This window comes from Eubacterium segne (assembly GCF_014287775.1).
In the GTDB taxonomy this organism is placed as follows: domain Bacteria; phylum Bacillota; class Clostridia; order Lachnospirales; family Lachnospiraceae; genus Eubacterium_G; species Eubacterium_G segne.
Genome location: NZ_JACOOZ010000011.1, coordinates 75,415 through 99,779, shown reverse-complemented (window position 1 = coordinate 99,779; position 24,365 = coordinate 75,415). Strand labels below are relative to the sequence as shown.

Genomic DNA, 24,365 nt, shown 5'->3' with positions numbered 1-24,365 from the left:
ATTTATGGAACTAAAAGGAAATGAACGCATTGTGGACTTAGAGCGAAACGGCTATTGTATAATTCAGGACAGGGAAAGATTCTGTTTTGGCATTGATGCTGTTTTACTTACCGGATTTGCCGCAGTAAAAAAAGGGGAAAAGGTGCTGGATTTAGGAACGGGAACAGGCATTATTCCTATACTTTTAGAGGCAAAGACAGAAGGAATGCATTTTACCGGTCTGGAAATTCAGGAAGAAAGTGCGGACATGGCAAGGCGAAGCGTTATGCTTAATAATATTGCAGATAAAATCGATGTGGTAACCGGGGACATAAAGGAAGCGGGAGAGATTTTTGGAAAAGCATCCTTTGACGTGGTGACTACTAATCCACCATATATGACAGAAAATCACGGACTTAAAAATCCTGAAGAGCCAAAGGCAATAGCAAGACATGAAATTAAATGTACCTTAGAGGATGTTGTCAGGGAAAGTGCTAAGGTTTTAAAGCCCGGTGGAAGATTTTATATGGTTCACAGACCCAGAAGGTTAGTGGACATTATTGAGATTATGAGAAAATATAGAATTGAGCCTAAGCGTATAAGAATGGTACATCCTTTTTCAGACAGAGAAGCCAATATGGTTTTAATTGAGGGAAGAAGGGGAGAGAGACCTATGATGAAGGTGGAACCTCCTATTGTTGTTTATAAGGAACAGGGCGTGTATTCTGATGAAATCCATGAGATATATGGTTTTTAATGTTTTAAGTAAGGAAGAAAAATGGCAGGAAAATTATATTTGTGTGCTACACCAATAGGAAATTTAGAAGATATTACTTACAGGGTGGTGAGAACCCTTAAGGAAGTGGATATTATTGGTGCGGAGGATACCAGAAACAGCATAAAGTTATTAAATCATTTTGATATAAAAACACCTATGACCAGTTATCATGAATTTAATAAATATGATAAGGCAAAGGTTTTGGTGCAGGAAATGTTAGATGGAAAAAATGTGGCATTAATAACTGATGCAGGAACGCCGGGAATATCAGACCCGGGAGAGGAACTTGTAAGACAGTGCTATGAGGCAGGGGTGGAAGTAACTTCACTTCCCGGTGCGGCAGCATGTATTACAGCTCTTACCATGTCAGGGCAGAAAACAAGGAGATTTTGTTTTGAGGCATTTTTGCCAAAGGATAAAAAGGAAAAATCAAGAGTTTTGGAGAGCCTTAAGGAGGAAACCAGGACTATTATTATATATGAAGCACCTCACAGATTACTTAAGACTTTAAAGGAATTAATGGATGTATTAGGTGACAGACCACTTACGGTATGCAGGGAACTGACAAAAAAGTATGAGGAAGCTTTTCAGACAACTTTCTCAGAATTAATAGAGAAATATTCCAATACAGATATAAAGGGAGAGTTTGTTTTAGTAATTGCAGGAAAACCTGAAGAGGAATTAATAGAAGAAAAGCGCAGGCAGTGGGAAAAAATGAGTGTTCAGGAGCATGTTGAATATTATGTAAACCAAGGTCGGGACAAAAAAGAAGCCATGAAGCTTGCGGCAAAGGATAGAGGCGTGTCTAAGAGAGACATTTATAATGAATGTAACAGATAGGATAAGGAGTAGTTTATGAACAAATGGGCAAGGAAGTTTGTTGCGGGAATTTTAGCAGCAGCTATGATTTTATCAGTTTACACACCGGGATATGTAAAAGGTGCAGAGGAAGAAAATCTGGGAACAGTTACCTTTGACATAGAAAGAATGACTATTGGTCAGGGCTTTTACATGGAGCCTGTTAAGGTGGAAATAAAGGCAGGAGATAATGTAAAGACGATTTTTAAAAGAGCCCTTAAGGGTATGGGAGGAACTTATACAGCTACAGGGGTAAAGACTTTTTATCTTAAGACCATAAATAATGCAGATGCAGGAACGGTGAATATTCCAAAAGAAATTTCAGCCATGCCTGATTACTCATATACATATGTGGGAAGTGACGGTGAGGAGCATAGCGTTTCTTATAAGGCACCTACAAGTAGTGTAAATATAGGAAATCAGTTGGAAAATAATGCATTAGGTGAATATTCATATGGCGAAATGGCAGGATGGATGTTCACCATCAACAATGAGCCGGCAAGTGAATCAGTTAATTACATACCGGTAAAAGATGGAGATGTTATACGACTTCAGTTTTCAGTTTATGGTTATGGAGCTGATTTAGGATATGATACGGAAAGCTACACCGGTATTCCTAAACTCCAGATGGCTAACAGGGATGCACTTTTAAAGGAAGTGGCGGAAACTAACGAAAAGAAAGATTACTGGATGGCATATCCAAATGTTAAATCAGCATATGATAAGGCGTTTCAGGTAGCAAAGGAGTACAATCCTACACAAAAGAATGTGGATAATGCTTTGGCAGCATTGCAGGGAGCAAAGAAGAAACCCACATATCCTACAGTGAAAACCGCTTCCATAAAAACAGTTAAAAATGTTAGAAAGTACAAGGCTAAAATTTATGTAAACCAAGCATCAGGAGCAACAGGATATCAGTACAAATATTCCGTAAGCAAAAGCTTTAAAAAATCAGTAGTAAAGACCACATCAAAAACATATATAACAACAAAGAAATTAAAGAAAAAACAGGTATGCTATGTGAAGGTCCGTGGTTACAGAGTGGTTAACGGAGTTCGTATATATGGCAAATGGAGTAAGGTTAAAACCGTAAGGATAAAGAAATAATCAGCTATTTAAGTTACAAAATGAAGGAGTTATACAAATATGAAAAAAAGGATTGTCTGTGTAATAATGATATTATTGCTAATAAGTACAGTACCTGTATGTGGGGCAACTGCATTAACAAAGGCTCAGACAGATAAGTATTTGTATGACATTTCATATTATGAGCAATATAATATAACAAAACCTTCCTATGGAAGTGTAGGCGGGGAATGGATGGTAATGGGGCTTGCCAGATATGGAGCCGTTACCCGGGAAACTCTTTCTACATACAAAAGCAATTTAAAGGCATATGTGAAATCCTGTAACGGACAGTTATCTTCCAGAAAATATACGGAGTATGCAAGGGTTGTTATTGCACTAACAGCTATAGAGGAAAATCCGGAAAATTTTGCAGGATATAATCTCGTAAGACCATTAGCTGAATATGACAGGCTTATTAGTCAGGGATTAAATGGTATTATTTATGGATTAATTGCCCTTGATTGTGGAAATTATGATATTCCAAAGCCTGAGAAAAATTACACCGGAGAGGTTACAACAAGGGAAAAGCTGGTTAAGACTATTTTAAACAACCAAAAATCCGATGGAGGCTGGAATTTTAGTGGCACAAAAGCTGACACAGATATGACAGCTATGGCAATTCAGGCACTAGCTCCATATATGAGTGAAGAAAGGGTAAAAAAAGCTGTGGACAAGGCAGTGGACTGCCTTGGAGAATTGCAGCAAAGTGATGGAGGATATGCTACATCTAATGTTAAAAACTGTGAAAGTACGGCACAGGTTTTAACGGCAATTTCCACCATAAATGTAAGTGTAAAGGATTCAAGGTTTATAAAAAACGGAAATTCCGTAATAGATGGTTTAATGAAATATTATAAAAATGGTGGATTTAGTCATGCTCAGGGAGGAATGATAAATCAGATGTCCACGGAACAGGCGATGTATGCTTTAACTGCCTATTATAGAAATATTTCAGGAATGAACAGACTTTTTGATATGTCTGACGGAATTACCTACAAAAGCATTGAAATAAAAAAAGCAGATAATTCAAGGGAAAATATCGAAAATAAAAATAACAAAAATAACAGGTCAGGAAACAAAAATTCAAAAAGTTCTAAAACCGTGAAAAAAATAAACAATACAACAACCTATTATCAGGAAAAAACGTTGCCGGAAACAACAACAATTAAAAAGTCAAAGAAAAAAGGAAAAAAAACTGTGGAAAATGAAACCATAGTAGAAACTGAAATTGAAACGAAAAAAGATGGAGAAACGATAGTTGTTACTAAAATAGTTGAGGAAACAACGGAAAACAGTAGTAGTGAGGAAAAACAAAAGAATAATAATGGAATAATTATTTTGCTGGGAGCCATAGTTATAGTGGCAGCAGGAACGGTAATAATTATAAAAAAAGAAAAAGTAGCTAAAAGCCATAAGTAGTGGTTTTTAGCTACTTTTTGTTATGATAACTTAATAACATTATTGGCAAATTCAGCCCAGTATTCGGAAACCTTGCCTATAAACTTAACTTCGTCAAAGTCGGAATTGCCAAGGGTACGTCTTACTTCACGGGTAAAGAAACTGTTATCTCTCTTAAGCTCATAAGGAAGCCTGTGCCATTCTAAAACACGTATTTTAGTGGCAAGGGCGTTAAAGTATTCACGGTTATATGTATCCTTAAATGCCGTAACTAAAATAGTTATGTCATTATCGAAAAAGTTTACATTATCAAGATATTCATTTAATAGGTCATAAAAAGTTTTGCCATTGGTGTCAATATCCACAATAACAAGAGTCTGCTTTTTGTAATTTTTTAGGGTATTAACAGCAATTGGCGTATTTTTGTTTCGCAGTATGGTATTTACAATACGCTGACAGCTTTCACCATCTTCACCTTCTAATGACTTTTTCATTAATTCATAATAATTTTCTCCGTAATATTCCATGTACTGCTCAGGATCATTGCAAATGGCAGTAAGGGAAGCAGCTATTAAATCCACATCGGATGTTGCATATCCCGGAAGCTTCTTTGCAGGAATGTAAAGTCCACGGCTTTTCCTGTAATCCTTGTAGTCAGGAAGATAGAAAAGTATAGGTCGCTGTGTAATTAAAAAATCATAAAAAATTGCAGAATAATCTGTAACTAAAACATCTGTAACAGTAAGAAGTTCACTGGTATCAATTGTAAAAGGAACTAAAAACTTACTTAAATCAGGGTCTTTTGCCAATGCTTCGTACAAATAATAGTGAACCCTGAGACAAATCTGATACCGGGTTTCATCAATGGCGCCGGACATTTTTGAAATGGCATCTTTAATGCCATCTAAATTAAAGTCAACGGAATTAACATTTCCACGCCATGTAGGAGCATATAAAATGATTTTTTTATTAGTGTCAAAACCGCAATTCTCCAACCGCTTATACACAACTGCGGTATTGGAATTTAAAATAGTATCGATTCTGGGATATCCTAATTCAAGAATCTTTCCCTGAAAAATTCCCTCTAACATAAAGGCATGCTTGTACAATGTGTCTGTCATAAAACGGTTGGCAGACAACAGATAATCAGCCATAAGGAAGTTGCGGACTAAATCCTTGCTGTTTTCCACAGGCTGGGAATGATTATCATAGCCTACGTGCTTAAAAGGAATGCCACAACATGTATTTATGTAAACCTGATCAACTCTTTTTTCAAAGAAATAATCAAAGTAAGAGTTGGTTATTAAATATTTACATGTGGCTAAATATTTGTAGTAATCATCAGAGCCTTTCTGAACAATAATAACATTGGAATATTCAGAATATTCCTTTAAATTATCACCGGTTTTTTCAATGTCAGCCACGGCCCACACATGGGTATACTGACTGGCATCCTTAGAATCTAATAAATAATTGAAAAGCGCACGGGGGCTGTCTAAAATACCAAGCCCTAAAAATGCTTCATAAAAAATATAATTATCTTTAATAGGAAGAGAAAGATAATTATGATATTGAAATTTGATTTTGTCATCCTTGCTCATACGAAATTTTTGAGCAAATTTTTTAAAACCTCTGTTTAACTTAACCTTTGTGCCATCTTTGACGGTGGCTGTATATTCACTCATACCACACCTCGTAAATTATAGTAAAATCATAGTTAAATTTGTTACACTTAACATCAGTTAAATTATAGTATAAGGTTTATGGTTTTTCAAACAAAACCATAAGAAAAAAACGTAAAATTTATAATAAAACAAATTGCACAAAAAAAGTAGTAAAAACATTTTTTTGCCCCAAAAATAATTTAGATATTATTACCATAAAAACAGGTGGAACATTAAGAATATATAGTTAAAAAATTGTGCAATATGCTCTAAATTAAGGAAAAACTTTTTTACACTTGTGCACTAATTTACCAAAAATTATAATTAATAGTAGGAGAAAAGATTTCGGAGGTAAAATGATGAATAAATTCCTTAAAAAGGCATGCAGTCTGGCGTTGTGCGTTGCCATGACTGTAACAGTTTGTCCTAAGGGACAGATTTTCTATACTAATGTATCAGCAGCAGATACCATGGATGGAGAGCCATATAATATTTCATATGGAAGACCGGTATATGCCAGCTCACAGAACGGAAATGATTCCGCAGAAAATGCCGTGGATGGCAAGGATAGCACCAGATGGCAGGCTGCCGGTGATGATACAAATGAGTGGTTATATGTTGACTTGGGAAAAAAGGCAGATATCGACCATTTGTTTATACATTGGGAAGCCGCATATGCAAAGTCATATGAAATCCAGTTTTCAGATGATGAAGAAAACTGGACTACAGTATATACAAAGGGAAAAACAACTAAACCAGGAGAAACTACAGGGCTGAAAATTACATATTCAGTTCAAAAGGTTGAAAAGGGATATGCCACAATTCAGGCAAACTGGGATTCTGTGGACGGAGCAATATATAAGGTTTGCGTTGACAGTGAAGAAAATATTGCCAAGGCGCCGGACGGATATAGTTTTACCGGTCATAATGTAAATCAGGGACAGATTGTTCTTTCCGCAGGAAAACATAAGCTTATGGTTTATGCTTTGGATAAAGAAACAAAGCAGGTTTTAGGAGAAGGAACAATAGAAGGGGAATTTACGGAGGAAGCTACAACAGTTGAGGAGACAACTAAAGAAGGCAAAAACAAGTATGAAGACACAATTACCTTTGATGAGCTTTCAGCAGAACAGAAGCAGGCAAGATATGTAAGAATGGTAGTAAATGAAAGAGCCATGGAAGCCTATGGATGTTCAATGTATGAATTTCAGGTTTATGGAACTAACGGCGCAAGAAAACGTCCTTCAAATTATGGCAAAAACCTTGCTCTTAATAAGACAGTTACATGTTCAGGAATAAGAGATGAGTGGTGGATGAAGGATGAAGACGGAAATATAATGGAAAGTGCATATAATAATGTTAAGGCTGAAAATGCAGTAGACGGAAATACAGAAACATCATTTACATCTTATCAGGGTACAGACCAGTGGCTTACCGTTGATTTGGGACAGGCATACACAATAGGAAGAGTTATTGTAAATTGGAATGCAGATGCAGGAAAAATATATGACGTTCTGGTATCTTCAGACGGAAAAGACTGGAAAACAGTTCACCGTGTTCAAAAGGGATACGCATATATGGTGGATAACTGCACTATGTATCAGCAAAATGTAAGATATGTAAAGGTATTAGGATATACAAAGGTAGAAAGCGGAAGTGGCTTTGGTATTTCAGAGTTGTCAGTGTATGAATATGTAGAAGGTGACAGCAAGACAAATGAAACAATTACAGAACTTCCAAAACAGGAAATTTTAAAAAGTGCATCAGGCAAGGGAACTTATGTAACGGGAGAAATGTACAATGAAAAGAACAAGCTCCCTACATTTGTTAATGAAGACAATATTAAAACACCTATAGATTCTAACAGCTGGTGGTCATCTGCCCTTGTTCAGAAGTACAGCAGTTTATTATGTTCAACACCTTTAAAAGCAAGTTTTTCAACTAAAGGTCTGGGAATTTTGCTGGCAACATCAGGATGGGTAGGAACAAGAACTGAAAATGATTTGGGAACAGATCAAAGTACAGAGACAGAAAGAGATTTCTATATTTCACCGGAGAATTTTGATACAGAAACAGGATATGACAGAGTAGAAAATTATGGAGATTATTCAGTTGAACTGGGACTTACAGATGAAGATGCAGTTCAGATGAAATCAACAATAGTAAAGGGTTCACCATATATTTTCAATGAATTTTGCAATAACACAGTTGCATTTATAAGTGGAAGCAGCATTCAGGAATTTTATGACGGAAACGGAAATACAATTCTTGGAAATAAAGGGGACACAATAACAACAGATCACATTGCTTTTAAGTCTTTTGATAAGGAAAATACAAAAGCAGGCAATGAAGGCTCATACTTTGAGGTAAACGTTCCGGCAGGCACAACATTTAAAGTAATGATTGGAAAATCAAATTATAAGGTTAAGGTTACTTTCCCATCAAAGGCTGATAATTATATGTCTGTTGCCGCAATGACGGATTTAAAAAATATTGATGGATATTATAAGCATGGATATGCTTTTGTTACAGATACTACTGTAGATTACGAGTATAACCATGATAATTCAAAAATTACAACTATATATACTGCTTCAACAGATTTAAAGAGAGCAGGATTTTCCAATGAAACTATGCATTGCTTATTCCCACATCAGTGGAAACACAGCACTGCAGCAGATTCACCGGTGGCTACATATACATCAATCAGAGGCAATATGAAGTCAATCTGGGCTAATACATATAGTACAACCCAGCAGTTTTCAGGCTTGCTTCCAACTTTTGCAAAGCCTGACAGTGACATGATGGATACAGAGGAAATGATTGACTACTTAAATCAGGTAGTTGCGTCTAAGGTAAATACCGCTCCTGTATCAGATGCATATTGGGAAGGTAAAAATGTACATCCGTTGGCAATTAGTGCAATAATGGCAGACCAGTTAGGTGAAACGGAAATTAAGGAAAAGTTACTGGCTAAATTAAAGAGCATTATGGTTGACTGGTTTAACTATGACGGGCCGGATGACAGATGCTACCTTATATATAATAAGGATTGGGGAACAATTTACTATCCTGACAGTGCTTACGGCGCAAACGCCGCAATATGTGACCACCATTTCACATACGGATATTTTATGTTTGGTGCAGCAGTTCTGGCTACCTACGATAAAGAGTTCTTAAATGATTACAGAGACATGATTGAACTTTTGGTAAGAGATTATGCTGATCCAAAAGACCCGGAAGATGACGGAAACATGTTCTGCAAGTTCAGGGCTTTTGACCAGTATTCAGGACATTCATGGGCAGGAGGATATGGAGACAGCGATTCAGGTAACAACCAGGAATCAGCTTCAGAAGCATTGTTTAGCTGGGTTGGAATGTACCTTTGGGGCGAGGCAACTCAGAATAAAACATACATAGATGCAGGTGCTTATGGATTTACTACTGAAATGGATGCAATTGAGCAATACTGGTTTGATTATGACGAAGATAACTGGTTGCCGGATTATCCTTTCCAGGCAGCAGGTCAGATATATGGTGCATCAATGGGATATGGTACATATTTTGGAGGACAGCCGGTATATGTATACGGTATTCAGTGGCTTCCTGTTTCGGAGTACCTTACAAACTATGGCATGAATCAGACAAAATGTGCAAAAATCTATAAAGGTCTGGAAGATGATACTGCATACGCAATCAGTATAGAAAAGAGACTGGGAAATATAACAGATGATGATGAGTATGCAACACCGGACAATGGATGGCAGCATATTACATGGCCGTATCTTTCACAGACAGATGCAAAGCGTGCCTATGACAAATTTGAGGCAAATGTTTCAAAGGTTCAGGTAGAAGACAGGGCAAATACATTATGGTTTATTTCAGCAATGGATTCTATCGGTCACAGAACAAATGACTACATGGTAGTTGGAAATATTCAGGGTTCCGTATATGTTAAAGACGGGGCGTACACAGCAGAGGTTTGGAATCCTACATCAGTTACCCAGACAGTTGCCGTAAAGAAGGCTGACGGAACAAAGGTGGGAACAGCCACTGTAGGTTCAAAGGCTACTGTAGCATTTGAAATTAACACAAAAGAGGAATTTGCTATTTCTCAGGTAAGTACACCGGTAATTAAGGCAACAGCAATTGCTGATGGAAAAGTGGCTGACAATATAACAGGAACAAAGAACTTTGACGATACACAGTTTGTTGAACTTTCATCAGATGAAGGAACAGAGATTTATTACACAACAGATGGAACAGTTCCAACTACAGCTTCTAACCGGTACAATGGAAAAATATTGGTATCAAGTGACACTGTACTGAAAGCCATTGCAGTTAAAAGCGGTTCAATAGATTCTGCTTATGCATCAGCATCAATAAAAATCAACGGAGATACAGTACAAAGCAGCAATAATCTTGCATTGAGAAAGACGGCTACTGCATCATCAGAGGATGGTGCGGCAAAGGCAGAACTGGCAGTTGACGGAGATGGAAGCACAAGATGGCAGGCACAGTCAGCAGATGATGAATATTTACAGGTAGACTTGGGAAGTGTTCAGGCTGTTAATACAGTAAAAATTACATGGGAAACAGCTTATGCGGAAAAATATCAGATTCAGGTTTCTGTAGATGGAGAAAACTGGACTACAGTTGCAACAGAAAGCGGACAGGTGGGAGAAATCACATCAAGCTTTGCAGCAGTTAAGGCACAGTATGTAAGAATGCAGGGTGTTAAGAGAGGAACCCGGTACGGATACTCAATTTACGAGATGGAAGTATATGGAGCCTTAAAGGCTAATGCACCTATAGTTTCACCGGTTAGTGGAAAATATACAGGTGAACAGACTATTACAATGTCAACGGCAGTAAAGGGTGCCGAAGTTAAATATACATTAGACGGCTCAACACCAACAGAGGATTCAGCTACATATGTTGAACCAATAAAGGTTAATAAGTCAACTATAGTTAAGGCAGTTACTTATAGAAAAGGAATGATTTTATCTGATGTAACAGAATCGGATATTATAATTGCGGGAACAATTTCAATTAATCCTTCATCAGTTAAAATCGCAATTAGAAGAGTAATGCAGTTAGCAGCATTAAGTGACGAAACAGTTACATGGAAAAGTGAAGATACAGGAATTGTTACTGTAAATGAAGAAGGAAAGATTACAGGTAAAAATCCGGGAACTACAAAGGTTACGGCAACTACACCAAGTGGAAAGGTGGCAGAATGTCAGATTACAGTTATGGAACCGGTACACATTACCTCTATCAGCATTCCGGAAACTTATACAATGAAGAAGAAAACTTCGGAAACATTAGAGCTTAAGATTAATCCGGCAGATACTACTGACGACACAACAGCTGTATGGAGCTCAAGCAATGAAAAAATTGCAACTGTAAGTAATGCAGGAACAGTTACAGCTAAAAATGAAGGTGAAGTTGATATTACAGTTAAGGTGGGAGAACATAAGGCAGTATGTCACGTAACTGTAGGGCCGGCAGCAACAAATCAGGAAATGGTATCAAGTACCAAGTGCAATGTGGCACTTAATAAGAGTTTTGAAATAAGCCCGGGAGTAGCTGAAGGTGACGAAAACTGTGTTACAGATGGAAAACTCACAACAGGAGGAACTCATTGTGCCATATCAAGTGGATGGGGATATTCAGGAGAAAGTTATATAACTATTGACTTAGGAGCTAAATATGACGCATCTACCATTGATGAAGTTTTGGTACAGTACAAAGACAATAATGATAATGATACTGTAGTTGGCAGGACATATAATATTCAGTATTCTGAAGACGGAGAGAACTTCAAAACTATTTATACTTCAAAGACAATTACTGCAAATGATTTAGACAGTGACAATTGCGTTGCTACTGATGTTTCAGGTAACACCGGGGCAGTAAGATATGTCAAGGTATGTTATCCTACAACACCGACATATGGTATTCAGATATGTGAAGTTGCAATTTTAAGCACGGAAAAGAATGCAAAATTATATGAAGATAATACAATTGTAGTAAGTGATGATATTGAAGTTTTAGGATACCAGATAAGTGATAAGGCATTTAACAAGGAAGGTGGTTTCAGGGTTCTTGCAGCAGTTGAACCGGAAATAAACGGTAAGAAAGTTACAGGCTGGGGATTTATATACGGTCTCGCAACCATAAATAACCAAAGTACAGGTGTTACAGATGATGATATGATTATTGATTCTTCAAGCAACAAAGTTATTCATTATCAGTCAACAGCTGAGGGTACGCTTCCAACCAATCTGGGAGGTTCAGCTACATGCACAAATTATGTAAGAACAATGTCCTTTGGTAACACAAATGCCACAGCCCTTACAGCAGGATATAAAATAAGGGCATATGCAATTCTTGAAGATGGAACTTATGTATACAGTACAATAAGTGAGTTTTCAATTTATGAAATTGCTGATTACATTTATCAGAATAAAAAGATGAATTCTCTTGAGGGATATAATTTTATTTACGATAAGATTTTATCAGTGGTAAATAAAGATTACAAAAAACTGGAATTTGAATGGAGTGAAATAGTAACTCTGGCACAGTAAAACAGAATATTGCCTACACAGGGCAACGGTATAAATAACAGGCTTTCTTGCTAATGACTGAGGTTGTTGGCAGGAGAGCCTGTTTTTCTGTGCCTGTTTTTTGTAAAAAATTACCACAGGATATAAAATGTATGGTAATATATTGTGGAATGAAAAGTTTTTATACGGAAGAGGAGTTGAAGAATGCAGGAAATCAGGGTTTTGGTTTGTGATGATGAAGAATTGATACATCAAAAAGTAGAAGAGTTAATTAAAACTTATGATAAAACAAATGAATATGTGTTTAAGGTTTTTCATTGCTATAATGGTGAGGAACTTATAAGTTTTAGTATTGAGTACGATGTGCTAATGCTGGATATCGACATGCCTGATAAAGATGGCATTGAAGCAGCACGGATACTATTGAAAAATGGCTATAATCCCCAAATAATAATGCTTAGCAGTAAACGAGAAAGGTTTAAAGATGCTTTTAAAATAGGAGCAAAAAGATTTGTTACAAAGCCTGTTGATGAAAAGGAATTTTATGAGGCACTAAGTGCCGTAATATATTCTTTGGCAGGAAGTGGGTTAATTGAAGTATCTAATAACGGTGAAAAATGTACAATATCTCAACGAGAAATAAAATATATAGAGTCAAAAAAAGATTATTTAAAAATTTATACTTATAAAACCGATTTTGAGATAAATGAATCGTTAAAAATATTTATGGAAAAATTGGACCAAAGAATCTTCGTACAGACACACAGAAGTAAAATTGTTAATTTATTATATGTTTTAGATATGGATAAAGAATGGCTATATGTAAATGGTGGGAGAAGGATACCTGTTTCACGAAGAAAATATAAAGAGGTACATCAAAAAATAATTGAATTTGATAAAAATTGGGAAGGGTAAAAATATGCAGTGGATTAATGTAGCAGCATGTCTGATAATAGTTGCGGAATATCTTTCTTTTTATTACGTGTTTTTGGGAAAAAGAGAGTTAAATAGAAACAAAAAGATTTATATATGTTTAGCAATTGGGGATATTATTGCAATGGTTATACAATGTATGTCTGAAAAATCCGGATTAATATTTTTATGCATAACGGCAATGGAGTCATTTATACATGTTATGCTAATCTATAAAATAAAATGGGGAGAGATGTTAAACACCTTTTTCTTCACATTTCCATTGTTGTCAATTATTGAGAGTATATTTGGTTTTTTCATAGATTCATGCACAAAAATGAATGACGATCAAAGTGGTATTTTTTCTATTATACTTACTGTTATTTTAATATGGGGATTTTATGAAATTATTGGGAAAAAATTAGATAGAGAAGCCTTTATATTACCGAAAAAAATAAACGCATTGCTATCTATTGTAATGTTTACAATTGTTATAATGTTTGTATATTTTACATATATAATACAGGAAGCAGCAGACATACGGTACCCTCATGTCGCAATTGGATTAGCAATTGTAGGTGGAATTATTATTTTAACAATGGTGTTAATAATGATATATTCTATGAATGCCAAGCAAAAGTATTATAAGAGGTCTAAACATTTAAGTGAATACGGAGAATTGCAAAAAGAATATTTTGAAATGTTATTAAATAAGGAAGGGAAAACACGGCAGTTTAGGCATGATATTATGGCAGAATTAATGCAGATTAAATCTTATGTGGAGCGGAAGGAATATCAGGCACTAGATAAATACGTGGCAGAATCCTTACATGAATTAGATTTAATCAGCAATTATAATTATGATGTTGGAAATGAGGTAGTAAATATATTGTTGAATCATTACCTAATTCCAGTTAAAGATAATTGCAGTATTAATGTTAAAGGTTATATTTCGGAAACAATCAATATTGAGGATAGAGATTTATGTATAATGGTATCAAATCTTTTGTCTAATGCGGTTGAGGGAATAAAAAAGATAAACAAAAAATGTGAGAAATTAATTAATTTTAATATAAAAAGTGGAAAATATTATACATATATAATTGTTGAGAATACATGTTTTACAAAGTACAGTGGATTTCAAACAGATAAACAAGACAAAAGAAACCATGGATTTGGAATAAAAAATATAAAAAAGACAGTTAAAAAGTATGATGGAAATTTTCTATGTAAAGTAGAGAATAATATGTTTTATTCAGAAATACAAATAAAAAATGACCGTTTGTCGAAAAAATAGACCGTTCGTCGAAAAGTTATGGAAAGGATAAAAGAAATAATATAGACTGTGGATGTTAAGAATAAAGAAAGAGAGGCTTTAAGATGAAGAGTTTAAACGGTAAGTTGAGGATAGAAAGTAGGATATTAATTGTTACTTTGGCAATTTTAATAACGATATCATCTCATTCTATAGTAAATATTGAAGCGGCAACAAGTTCAAAATCAAAGCCAAAACAATATGTGTATTTTAAGGACAAACACCATCTTGAGGGTGGAGTTGGAAAAAGTAAAAAGGATCAGAAACGTTATTGGATATCATCTGGTTTAAGTGGGTTTATGTATAACTGTGCTAAAGATGCAATGTTAAATTGGACAAACAACGCAAGCTATATTAATTTTTATATAACATCGAAAAGACCAGAAAGTGTTGTGGACATATATGGCTCATATGATGGAAAAGAATCGGGATATAACGCATATACAGTATTTAGAAAGAGTTGGTTTTCGAGTGTTGATCCTGATGAATCAAACTGGAAATATGGTCAGATATACTATAATTTAGATAATGGATTAGAGAAAAAAGATAGAAAAAAAATTATTGCGGTATATGCACATGAGATAGGGCATTGTTTTGGATTGGATGAAAATAATACAAATAAAAAGTCAATTATGTGCCAAGCAGCTTATGGGAGATCTGTAACAAGTGTACAATCGTGTGATTTTGAAGGCATAAAAAAATTGTATAAATAAGATGATTAGATGGGAGATAAGATAATATGAAACTTAAGCGAATGATAATGTTTGTGGTAGGAATTGTTATGTGTACATCATTTGTTTGTTATAATAATGAAAAGTTAATAAATAACAATGAAGGAAATATTGATGACAATGATTCTAAAGTCGAAGCAAACGATGAAAATATATTGGTAGAATTAGAATGTAAATGCGATATGGAAGAAATATACAATGATGTTCCCAAATTGTGTGATAGTGCTGATATTATAATTAAATGTAATGTTATTGGACAAGAAGCTTTTGTAAAAACTGGATCAAGTATTTACACGGACTATGAGGTGAAAATTGAGGAAATATACAAGGGAGATAATATGCCAGACGTGATTCATCTTGAATCTCTTGGGGGAACCATTACTTGCGCAGAATATTTAGAACAAGTGGATGCTAAAGATTCAATGATTGGGGAAAATGAGTTTAAACAAAAAGAGATAAATGAAAAAGTTATTGATATGAAAGTTAATGGTATTTCGTCTATGAAGACGGGGGAAACATATATTGTTTTTGCAACATATAATAAGAAATTAAAAAAATACAATCCAGTAGGATTATATCAGGGTATATTTGAAGAAGAATATGATGATAAATACATTCGTAATTTATCAGATAGTGATGTTGCTTCAGCTGGGGAGAAAGTTGTTTATGAATTAGAACAAGATGATATAGATAATTGCATTCAGGAATAAAATAAAACAAATGTTATGAAAGAGAGCGTATAAATGTTTAAAGTATTAAATAAAAAAATTATAGCAGTCATAATTATTATAATTTGTATTTTTTTAATAGGTGGAATATATTTACTCAATAACAAAAAATCAGATTATAAATTAAAAAGATCCACTGGAAGAGTTAGGGTTACATCGATAAAGGATAACGAAATTGGTAGGGGAATGAGTTATGATTTGCAGGCAGTATCTATATATGAAATTTTTAATGATTATGATACTGATATTGTAAGGGGAAAGGTAAAATCAATAGAACCAATAAGAATTAAGGTTGGTGAAAAGGAAGATTATAGGGCTATTGTCACTGTCACTGTTGACGATGTAATTAGAGGAGAAATAAAGAAGAATGAAATGATAAGTATTCTTGTTCCAATTAATTCGACAATTGCAACAATTTCCAGCAAACTTCAGGTTGGAGATGAAGGAATATTTATGCCTGTAAAGTACGATGATAAAGGAGAAAAATATTTTGTGCAAAGCGGATCAGATAAGCTGGTTTTAAAGGATATATCTGATTATGGATTGTTAAATGGTGTGTACTGGTTATTTATTGAAAAAAATAGGAAAGTAGTATTTGAAGAGGGCATATATAATAATTTGACAGATGTTAAAGATTTGTATAAAGTAAGTAATTATATAAAAGAACAGTTGGATGACAGGTAAAGATTTTGTTTTAAGAAATAGTGGAGATACAGGGATATGAAAAGGATAATACATAGATTGGTTACAATAATGTTATTGTTTACTATATTGGCTATATTTATGGTTTCATGTTCAAAAGAAGATAAGAGCCTTGAAGATGCACTTTTGAAAAAAAAGGAAAGTGACATAGTAAGGCTTGACAGTTTGACAGATTTCCAATGGAATAGTGTGTATTTTGTAAAACCGTATACGGAGAAGTCGGAAATAGAAAAGTATATTGGCATAAGTTCTGATGAAATATATGATAATATTTCAGATGAGGGAACGTTGTATATGATATTCACACTAGATGACAAAGTTGTATATCAGATATATGGAAATCCAAATAATTTAGGATTCGATTTTGATGTTGGAGAATATGATAAAATCAAAAATATTTCAAAAGAAAAAAGTGTCTTTAATGTCAAAAGAGATGGAAAATTAATTATATATAAATTATAAACATGATTTGTGACAGGTAGGTTCAATCTGTTATTATTTACAAAATGATAAAAAATCCCATTAAAAATTTCAAAAATATTAATGCAAGAAGGGAGATACATATGAAATTAGGTATTTTTTTATTGATTGTTGCAGCCATTATAGTAGGAATTGTTTGTTTAATTTTAAAACTTATAAAAAAATAATATAATTGTTGATATAATTATGTATAAAATAAAGCTTTAATGATTATGTTAGTCATAATCTGAAATAATGTATCCTGGAAGTAAATATTTAATATACTACCGGGACTTTTTTTGGTATACTAATAAGATAAGGGTCATTTTTCAATTATAATTTGACAATAAAACAAAATAATATATAATATATGCGAGTATTGCAGGTTATTATGGAGGTAACATGAAGGAATATATAGATAATTTTTGGCATTACAGATATTTGCTGAAAGAATTAGTAACAAAGGGTATTAAGTTAAAGTATAGAAGATCATATTTAGGATTGGTGTGGACATTGTTAGAGCCGTTGCTTACAACAATGGTACTTACAGTTGTGTTCGGAAAGATATTAGGAAAAGGTGATGCAACATATCCTGTTTATATTTTGTGTGGACGTCTGGTATTTAGCTGTTTCTCCAGTACAAGTAAAATTGCCATGCGTTCCATAAGAGCTAATCAGGCGATGATTAAGAAGATATATGTACCTAAGTACCTGTATCCGTTGTCAGCTATTATATATAACTACATTTTGTTCTTACTGTCACTTATAGTGCTTGCAGCATTGTGTATAGTATTAAGAGTAAGGATGACATGGCACATAATCGAGATATTTATACCGCTAACCATATTACTTATTTTATGCGTTGCGGCGGGACTGATATTGTCTACAGTGTGTGTATTCTTTAGAGACTTAGAATACCTTTGGGAAGTAGTTATAATGCTTGTTATGTACTGTTCAGCTATTTTCTATTATGTAAATACACTTAATTCAGGTATTACTTTGGCATTACAGTTCAACCCGATATATTGTATTATTAGTAATTTCCGATGTATTTTAATGGAGCAGGGGTCTATATTTACAAGTGTAAGCTATGGATTCTCAAATCTGTTTATGATGATATATTCATTAATATTTAGTATCGTGGCACTAATAATTGGTATGTATGTATTTAAAAAGCATCAGGATGAATTCATCTTGCACATTTAGGAGGCGTTATGGAAAAGTATGTACTTGAAGTTAATAATGTCAGCATTCGTTTTAATTTAAGTAAAGAAAAAGTAGACAATTTAAAAGAATTAATATTTAAAAAAATAAAGGGCGAAAAGATTCGTTTTAACGAGTTTTGGGCTGTAAAAAATTTAAGTTTTAAACTTGAAAAAGGTGACAGATTAGGTATTCTGGGACTTAACGGTGCAGGAAAAAGTACCATATTAAAGATTATTGCCGGGGTGTACAAGCCGACTACCGGTGAAGTGGTAAGACGGGGACATATTGCCCCACTTCTTGAGTTAGGTGCAGGTTTTGATCCAAACTATACAGGAAGGGAAAACATTTTCTTATACGGTTCGGTACTTGGATTTTCACGTAAATTCCTAGAGGCTAAATATGATGAAATTCTGGAATTTTCAGAGCTTGGGGAGTTTATAGATGTACCTATTAAAAACTATTCATCAGGAATGAAGTCAAGACTTGGTTTTGCCATTGCAACAGTAGTTGAGCCTGACATTCTGATTCTTGACGAAGTTTTGTCGGTTGGTGATGCCAGATTTAGAAGAAAGTGCGAAAAGAAGATGCAGTCTATGTTTGACCACGGTGTTACGGTTCTTTTCGTTTCACATAACTTAGCACAGGTACAGAGAATATGTAACAAGGCTATTTTATTAGACCATGGAAACCTTATTGCAAAAGGAGAAATGAATGAAATGGCTGAGTTGTACAGAAAGAAGATAGAAGGATAGAATTATGAGATATACAACAAAGGGAACATGCTCAAGATTTATAGATTTTGATGTAGAGGATAATAAAGTAACTAATGTAAGGTTTACTATGGGATGCAACGGAAATACTCAGGGGGTTGCAGCATTAGTGGAAGGCATGGACATTAACGAAGTAATAAAAAGATTAAAAGGTATTGACTGCAATGGCAGGGGAACTTCATGCCCTGATCAGCTGGCAATTGCCTTGGAACAGTATTTGGAGCAGAAATAATGTTAGGAATTATTGGAGCTATGGACATTGAGGTGGACAGCCTCAAAAACGAAATGGAAAATCCCGCCATTAATAAAATTGCAGGAATGGACTTTTATGAAGGTGTAATTGGCGGAAAAGATGTTGTAGTGGTAAAGTGTGGAATCGGCAAGGTAAATGCAGCTATGTGTACTCAGATATTGGCAGACAGATACAATGTGGATGCCGTTATTAACACAGGTGTTGCAGGTTCCCTTAATAACGATATAGATATATGCGACATTGTTATATCAACTGTGGCACAGGAACATGATATGGATGTAACGGCATTAGGCTATGAGAAGGGAATTATTCCGGATATGGATGTTTCTATATTTGAAGCAGACAGAAAGCTGGTGGAACTTACAAAAAAGAGTGCAAAGGAAGCAGGTCTTGATGTAAAGGTCTTTGAAGGTAAGGTTGTATCCGGCGACCAGTTTATAAGCACCCACGAAAAGAAGAAAAGCCTTAAGAACAGCTTTGGCGGTGACTGTGCTGAAATGGAGGGAGCTGCAATTGCTCATGTGGCAAGCCTGAATAACATTCCATTTCTTGTTATCAGAGCAATTTCTGACAAGGCAGATGGTGGCGCTCATATGGATTATCCCACATTTGAAAAGAAGGCAGCAGCTAATTCCATTTTGCTTTTAAATGAGATAATCAAAAACGTGTAGTATTGTGTACAGCAGCTTAGGACGGCTACGAATTTTTTAGAATAATTTGACGAACGATTACAAGTGCTTATGCCTCTGAAATGTGATATAGTAATTTTGGACGGGATGTCTTAAAACTATTTTATATTTGGGGGAATGAGCAATGTTGGAAGTTTACATAACTAAATTAGAAAAAGGGTTGGAGAGTGTGGCACCAACGGTAATGGATAAAGAGAACTTTCTGTTGATAATAGGAAGTCTTTTTTTATTAGGTGCTGTGACAAAATGGATAGTATGGCATTATTATGGGAAACTTATTAGAAGGGCAGAGAACATGCAGCATACTAAAAATGCAACTATCCGTCAGATTAAAAATAAATATGAAGGTATCCGGCAGGTAAACGGAGAATTGCCTAATACTCTTTTGTTTGTAAAACACTATGTTAACAAAAGTAAACTATTCTATATACCAATTAGAAAAATTGATAATATTATCAGGTATTGTGTGGTTTTAATTATGGGATTTACAGCTATAGCCGGATGGTATTTATACAATAATTCGGCACAGAAAAATGTAGCATTTTCCTATGTGCTGGCTGGAATTTTTGTGGCAATTAGCCTGGAAATGACAGACCGCATGGTTAATGTGGAGGATAGAAAGTCAGAGCTTGCATACTCTGTGGCGGATAATCTTGAAAACAGTGCCAGATATAAGGGCGTTGTCACTGAAAATACTGAGAATACTGAGAATATATTGGATAATAATGATATAGATGTGGAATATAATAAAAATATGCCTGATAATCAAGAATTTTCACCATCTAAAATAGGTGAAAATGATAGTGAAGAGCAAATATTAAACCAAGTTATTGGAGAATTTTTACAATAATGTGCAGGATTTTCATAATTGTTGGATTTAGTCTTGCTAAAAATGTTTTCTAAGCCTATAATTAAGGATGATTTTGGAGAAACAACGGAGGAAGAAATATGTCTAAAGTAACGCTTGATTGTTCAAAAGTTAAATCATTTATCGGGGATGACGAGTTGACAAGCATGAAGGATATTGCAGAAAATGCAAAGAAAGTATTAGTTGAAAAGACTGGAGCAGGTAATGACTTTCTTGGATGGATTGACTTGCCAATAGATTATGACAAGGAAGAATTCGAGAGAATTAAAAAGGCGGCACAGAAGATTCAGAGTGATTCAGAAGTTCTTATTGTAATAGGAATTGGTGGCTCATATTTAGGCGCAAGAGCTGCTATTGAGTTTCTCAGACATGGTTTCTATAACAATGTCTCAAAGGAAATCAGAAAGACACCTGAGATCTACTATGCAGGAAACAGCATAAGCCCATCATACTTAAAGGCTTTACTTGATGTAGTAGGAGACAGGGATTTTTCTGTTAATATTATTTCAAAGTCAGGTACAACTACTGAACCTGCTATTGCTTTTAGAGTATTCAGAGAGAAGTTAGAGAAGAAATATGGCAAGGAAGGTGCAGCAGAGAGAATTTATGCTACAACTGATAAGTCAAAGGGAGCCTTAAAGGGACTTGCAACAGCAGAAGGTTATGAAAGCTTCGTAGTACCGGATGATGTTGGAGGACGTTTCTCAGTTCTTACAGCAGTAGGTCTTCTTCCTATAGCAGTAAGCGGAGCTGATATTGACCAGCTTATGGCAGGTGCAGCAAGCGGAAGAGAGAGAGCATTAAATAGCCAATTTGAAGATAATGATGCCATGAAATATGCGGCAATCAGAAATATATTATTAAGAAAAGGTAAGTCAGTAGAGATTGTTGCTAACTACGAACCAAGCCTTCATTATGTAGGTGAATGGTGGAAGCAGCTTTACGGTGAAAGCGAAGGAAAGGACAACAAGGGTATTTTCCCGGCAGCAGTTGACCTTACAACAGACCTTCATTCTATGGGACAGTTTATTCAGGATGGCTCAAGAATAATGTTTGAGACAGTTATCAACGTTGAAGAAACTGACGCAAAGATTGAAATAAGTAAAGAAGCAGAGGATTTAGACGGGCTTAACTATTTAGCAGGAAAGGATATGGACTTTGTTAATAAGAGTGCCATGAATGGAACAATTCTTGCCCACACAGATGGAAATGTACCAAATATTATAGTAAACGTACCAAAGCAGAATGAGTTTTATCTTGGTGAGTTATTCTATATGTTTGAATTTGCATGTGGTGTAAGTGGTTACATTTTAGGAGTAAATCCTTTCAACCAGCCTGGTGTAGAAAGCTACAAGAAGAACATGTTTGCACTTCTTGGTAAGCCGGGATTTGAAGATTTAACAGCACAGTTGTTAAAGCGTCTATAATAAAAACTTAGATGTGATATATATATATATATAAATGAGGCTTCCCTTCAGATGTAGTGAATACATCTGAGGGGAAGCCTCATTGGATGATAAGTTATTTTATAAGTTTATAGTTTTGCCAAATCTTCCTGTGCTACAAGCTTGAAACCTTTGCTGCTAAGAAGGGATGAAACTTTTTCGTTTTCCTGTACACGAAAAATCATTAAAGCATCATCAGTATTTCTTGTTACAAAGGTGTAAGCGTAATCAATGCTAACCTTGGCATCTGCTAAAACATTAAGGACTGCAGCCATTTCTCCTGGCTTGTCAGCAATTCTAATGCCAATAACCTGTGTAAGGTTACAAATCCAATCATTATCCTTTAAAAGTGTTACTGTATCAAAAGGTTTATCAACTATAATACGAATAATACCATAGTCGCTGGAATCTGCAATTTCAAAGGCTCTGATATCTATGTTATTGTCTGCCAGAAAGTTTGTAAAATTTGCAAGATTTCCCGGTTTATTTTCTACGAAAACTGAAATCTGATTAATGTACATAAGTCTACCTCCTAAATTTTTCGTTTATCAATTATGCGGACAGCCTTACCTTCTGAACGGGTAATGGACTTTGGCTCCACAAGTTTAACCTTGGCATAAATTCCCAGCATGCTCTTAAGGGCTGAAACAATATCTTTTTCCTTCTTTTCAATGGAACTTACTGTATCTGAGAACATTTCCGGTGTCATTTCAACACGAACTTCCATGGTATCGCTGTTATTTACACGGTCAACAATAAGCTGGTAGTTAGCAGGCATACCCTGTTTAATAAGAACTTCTTCAACCTGTGAAGGATAAACATTAACACCCTTTATAATAAGCATGTCATCAGTTCTACCCATTAATCTGTGAACACGTGCATGAGTACGTCCGCAGGAACATTTTTCCCTTGTGATATATGTAATATCTTTTGTTCTGTATCTGATAAGAGGGAAAGCCTCTTTAGCAAAGCTTGTAAATACAAGTTCACCAATCTGTCCGTCAGGAACAGGTTCTAAGGTTTCAGGGTCAACGATTTCCGGAATAAAATAATCTTCACAAATATGCATGCCATTTTGTGCTTCACATTCAAAAGCAACTCCCGGTCCTTCAATTTCCGTAAGACCGTAAATATCATATGCTTTAATGCCAAGCTTGCTTTCAATATCGTGTCTCATTTCCTCAGACCATGCCTCAGCACCGAAAATGCCGGCTTTTAACTTAACCTGATCCTTGAGTCCCCGTTCTTCAATGGATTCTGCCAAATATGAAGCATAGCTAGGAGTACAGCAAAGAATAGTAGAACCAAAGTCAGTCATAAACTGAAGCTGTCTGTCGGTATTACCTGATGACATAGGAAGTGTAAGACATCCTACCTTCTGGGAACCACCATTTAAACCAAAACCACCGGTGAAAAGTCCGTATCCGTATGCAATATGGCATACATCTTCGTCAGTTCCACCAGCGGCAACAATGGCACGGGCACATCCGTCATACCACATATCAATATCTTTTTTGGTATAAAAGTCAACAACACGTCTTCCGGTTGTTCCTGATGTGGAATGGATTCTGATACAGTCCTTAAGTGGAACTGCCAGTAAACCATATGGATAAGCATCTCTTAAATCATCCTTTGTAATAAAAGGCAGCTTCGGTAAATCTGCTGTGCTTTTAATATCGTCAGGTGTAACTCCTGCCTTGTCCATCAAGTCTCTGTAGTAAGGTACATTTTCATAAACACGTTTTACTACAGATACAAGTCCTTCATTTTGCCACTGCTCGATTTCCTCGCGGGAAGCAGTCTCAATATCTTCTTGAAAATATTTTCCCATTTTTGTAAATCCTTTCTCTCGGTCGTAAATATTTATAATATGATTTTACAATATTTAGGGTACTTGCGCAATAAACTTT

Annotated in this window: 20 protein-coding genes; 17 read left to right on the top strand and 3 right to left on the bottom strand. The window is 35.1% G+C overall.

The features are described 5' to 3' along the window. The first annotated feature begins 4 nt into the window (after positions 1-4). The 4 genes from H8S00_RS13180 to H8S00_RS13165 are packed head-to-tail and all read left to right on the top strand — an operon-like array spanning position 5 to position 4,162. Complete coding sequence (locus H8S00_RS13180) at positions 5-736, top strand: tRNA1(Val) (adenine(37)-N6)-methyltransferase (protein WP_186840715.1); 732 nt, start codon at positions 5-7, stop codon at positions 734-736. Between the two features lie 21 nt (positions 737-757). Further along, entirely contained in the window at positions 758-1,597 is an 840-nt protein-coding gene (gene rsmI, locus H8S00_RS13175; protein WP_186840714.1) for a 16S rRNA (cytidine(1402)-2'-O)-methyltransferase, read from the top strand. 15 nt (positions 1,598-1,612) lie between these two features. Continuing rightward, positions 1,613-2,722, top strand: coding sequence for a DUF4430 domain-containing protein (locus H8S00_RS13170; protein WP_021952416.1), 1,110 nt, complete (start codon positions 1,613-1,615; stop codon positions 2,720-2,722). Between the two features lie 39 nt (positions 2,723-2,761). After that, a complete protein-coding gene (locus H8S00_RS13165) occupies positions 2,762-4,162 on the top strand; it encodes a prenyltransferase/squalene oxidase repeat-containing protein (protein WP_186840713.1) in 1,401 nt (466 codons plus the stop codon). A 20-nt stretch (positions 4,163-4,182) separates the two neighbouring features. Here H8S00_RS13165 and H8S00_RS13160 read toward each other — a convergent pair whose 3' ends face one another. Then, positions 4,183-5,826: a CDP-glycerol glycerophosphotransferase family protein gene (locus H8S00_RS13160; RefSeq protein WP_186840712.1), complete on the bottom strand. Its 1,644-nt coding sequence runs from the start codon at positions 5,824-5,826 to the stop codon at positions 4,183-4,185. A gap of 335 nt (positions 5,827-6,161) precedes the next feature. Between H8S00_RS13160 and H8S00_RS13155 the strand changes: the two genes are divergently transcribed. From H8S00_RS13155 to H8S00_RS13095, 13 genes are all read left to right on the top strand, one after another. Then, positions 6,162-12,398: a discoidin domain-containing protein gene (locus H8S00_RS13155; RefSeq protein ID WP_186840711.1), complete on the top strand. Its 6,237-nt coding sequence runs from the start codon at positions 6,162-6,164 to the stop codon at positions 12,396-12,398. Positions 12,399-12,581: 183 nt separating this feature from the next. Next, complete coding sequence (locus H8S00_RS13150; protein ID WP_186840710.1) at positions 12,582-13,292, top strand: LytR/AlgR family response regulator transcription factor; 711 nt, start codon at positions 12,582-12,584, stop codon at positions 13,290-13,292. A gap of 4 nt (positions 13,293-13,296) precedes the next feature. Beyond that, a complete protein-coding gene (locus H8S00_RS13145) occupies positions 13,297-14,586 on the top strand; it encodes a GHKL domain-containing protein (RefSeq protein ID WP_186840709.1) in 1,290 nt (429 codons plus the stop codon). Between the two features lie 83 nt (positions 14,587-14,669). Continuing rightward, a complete protein-coding gene (locus tag H8S00_RS13140) occupies positions 14,670-15,317 on the top strand; it encodes a matrixin family metalloprotease (protein ID WP_186840708.1) in 648 nt (215 codons plus the stop codon). 26 nt (positions 15,318-15,343) lie between these two features. Next, positions 15,344-16,045 (top strand): hypothetical protein, encoded by a 702-nt coding sequence (locus H8S00_RS13135; protein ID WP_186840707.1) that lies wholly within the window; start codon positions 15,344-15,346, stop codon positions 16,043-16,045. Positions 16,046-16,078: 33 nt separating this feature from the next. Then, positions 16,079-16,747 (top strand): hypothetical protein, encoded by a 669-nt coding sequence (locus tag H8S00_RS13130; protein ID WP_186840706.1) that lies wholly within the window; start codon positions 16,079-16,081, stop codon positions 16,745-16,747. A gap of 36 nt (positions 16,748-16,783) precedes the next feature. After that, positions 16,784-17,227, top strand: a complete 444-nt coding sequence (locus H8S00_RS13125; RefSeq protein ID WP_186840705.1) for a hypothetical protein — start codon at positions 16,784-16,786, stop codon at positions 17,225-17,227. 399 nt (positions 17,228-17,626) lie between these two features. Continuing rightward, positions 17,627-18,430: an ABC transporter permease gene (locus H8S00_RS13120; protein ID WP_021952404.1), complete on the top strand. Its 804-nt coding sequence runs from the start codon at positions 17,627-17,629 to the stop codon at positions 18,428-18,430. A gap of 8 nt (positions 18,431-18,438) precedes the next feature. Further along, complete coding sequence (locus tag H8S00_RS13115) at positions 18,439-19,182, top strand: ABC transporter ATP-binding protein (protein ID WP_021952403.1); 744 nt, start codon at positions 18,439-18,441, stop codon at positions 19,180-19,182. Between the two features lie 4 nt (positions 19,183-19,186). Next, positions 19,187-19,432 carry a TIGR03905 family TSCPD domain-containing protein gene (locus H8S00_RS13110; RefSeq protein WP_021952402.1) on the top strand — a complete coding sequence of 82 codons (246 nt, stop codon included), beginning with the start codon at positions 19,187-19,189 and terminating at the stop codon, positions 19,430-19,432. Beyond that, complete coding sequence (locus tag H8S00_RS13105; protein ID WP_118589619.1) at positions 19,432-20,124, top strand: 5'-methylthioadenosine/adenosylhomocysteine nucleosidase; 693 nt, start codon at positions 19,432-19,434, stop codon at positions 20,122-20,124. The genes H8S00_RS13110 and H8S00_RS13105 overlap by 1 nt, the downstream gene beginning before the upstream one ends. Before the next feature lie 142 nt (positions 20,125-20,266). Further along, the gene (locus tag H8S00_RS13100) at positions 20,267-20,992 is read left to right on the top strand and encodes a hypothetical protein (protein WP_118589618.1); all 726 of its coding nucleotides are present in this window, start codon (positions 20,267-20,269) and stop codon (positions 20,990-20,992) included. 98 nt (positions 20,993-21,090) lie between these two features. Then, a complete protein-coding gene (locus H8S00_RS13095; RefSeq protein WP_186840704.1) occupies positions 21,091-22,437 on the top strand; it encodes a glucose-6-phosphate isomerase in 1,347 nt (448 codons plus the stop codon). 107 nt (positions 22,438-22,544) lie between these two features. On the opposite strand, the gene H8S00_RS13090 is transcribed toward H8S00_RS13095, so the two are convergent. Both H8S00_RS13090 and H8S00_RS13085 read right to left on the bottom strand, forming a co-directional pair. Further along, positions 22,545-22,976 carry an ACT domain-containing protein gene (locus H8S00_RS13090; protein ID WP_021952398.1) on the bottom strand — a complete coding sequence of 144 codons (432 nt, stop codon included), beginning with the start codon at positions 22,974-22,976 and terminating at the stop codon, positions 22,545-22,547. A gap of 11 nt (positions 22,977-22,987) precedes the next feature. Beyond that, positions 22,988-24,286: a phenylacetate--CoA ligase family protein gene (locus H8S00_RS13085; RefSeq protein WP_186840703.1), complete on the bottom strand. Its 1,299-nt coding sequence runs from the start codon at positions 24,284-24,286 to the stop codon at positions 22,988-22,990. Between the last annotated feature and the right edge of the window lie 79 nt (positions 24,287-24,365).